Raw genomic sequence first — 1,566 nt, forward strand, 5'->3', positions numbered from 1 at the left:
GGTCGAGGTGAACGTGCCGGAGGGACTGGAAGGCGCCGGGCGCGGGGTCGCGATGCCGGCGCGGCTACCGGACTCGGTGCTGGAGGACGCCCGGATCGATGACACCGCGCGCGGCTGGTACCGGGGCAAGTGGCTGCCGCAGCGCGACGGCGCCCCGGCCGCCATGCACGAGCAGGTCGCCGCGCACCTGGGCGAACTCACCGCACGTGGGCGCGAGGCGTTGCGGGACTTCCTCAGCCCGGAAAAACTCAAGCAGAACCTGCCCGCGATGACGGTCACCCCGGCCCAGGCCGCGCGGGGCGAAGGCTGGACGAGCCTGGAAACCCTGCTGCCGCGCGGCAACTGGTTCAAGCGGCTGATCGGCCGCGCGCCCAACCAGGTGCAGATGCGCGCCGTGCTCACCGACCTCGCTCACGACCAGATCATCGATGGCGCGCACTTCACCAGGACCACCAGCGATGCGCAGACCGCTACCGATACCGCGCAGGCGGGCCGCGACGTGGGCGGGTCGTTCGCGGGCGGTCCCGGCCTGGACAGCGGCGCGGCGACCTTCGGCGCAGGCCCCGCCGCCTCCGCCGCGCACGGCAGGAGCAACACGCAGGAGCGAAGCCGCGAGACGACCGGCGAAACCACGGACTCCTACACCGGATCGCTGACGCGCTACACCGGTCGCGTGGAGTTCCAGGTCCGCCGGTCCGGGCATCCGCCGATCTCGTTCCCGGACGCCGCGCAGGCCGCGTTCTGGGCGAAAACCGCGGAGGCCGAAGCCGCGGGCATCGGCGAGTCGGCGGTCACCGAGGAACTCACCCAGCGGCACGTCAACGGCGCGGCGACCGGCATCGCGCTGCAGGAGGCGAGCGAGCGGCTCAGCGAGATCCTGCGCAACAGCCTCCCGGAAGTGCCCGGTCACCACCGCTGGAAGTGGCGCGACAGCGAGTACACCACCGCTTTCGACGACCCCGAGCTCGCGGACGGCGTCTCCGCCGGTGCGCAGCGGAAGCTGACCCGCAACGAGCAGATCGACCAGCTGGTCTCGCCGCAGAACCTGCTCAACCGCGAACGGGACGTGCTGGCCGGCCATCCGCTGGTGCTCGAGCTGGTGCCGGAACCCGGGCGGGCGCACGACTACCACGCCGAGCTGCTGATCTCCGCGAAGCTGCACGACGGCGCGCGGGTCACTCCCGAAGCGGACCAGACCGGTACGACGACCGAGAAGCTCTCCGACTCCGAGGGCGGGACGTTCTCCCGCAGCCGGAACTGGTCGTTCTTCGGCGGCATCGTCTTCCGCGCGTACTCGGCCCTGATCGCGATGGAGATGCTGACCAGCCCGCACGGCGTCACGCACGGCCGGTCGGAGACGACCTCGCTCGGGCGGCAGGCCGGGCATTCCAGCGGTGGCGTCCGCGGCGGGCAGCTGGACGCGGACGGCAACGTGCGCGCCGAGCCGCCGCAGCGGTACCGGGCGCGGGTCGAGCTCGAGGTTTCCGGCCGCTACTGGTCCCGGACGAACGACATGGTCCGGCACCTGACCATCGGCAGCCCCGGCAAGCACGCCCCGGAGTGGCA

Annotated in this window: 1 protein-coding gene; it reads left to right on the top strand. The window is 72.3% G+C overall.

Going from position 1 to position 1,566, the window contains the following annotated elements; genetic code table 11:
* Positions 1 to 13: 13 nt before the first annotated feature.
* A partial coding sequence (locus tag IJH84_RS08180) for a hypothetical protein (RefSeq protein WP_295142259.1) occupies positions 14 to 1,566 on the top strand: 1,553 nt, incomplete at its 3' end.

Source organism: Saccharopolyspora sp., assembly GCF_017434145.1.
Taxonomy (GTDB): domain Bacteria; phylum Actinomycetota; class Actinomycetes; order Mycobacteriales; family Pseudonocardiaceae; genus Saccharopolyspora_C; species Saccharopolyspora_C galaxeae.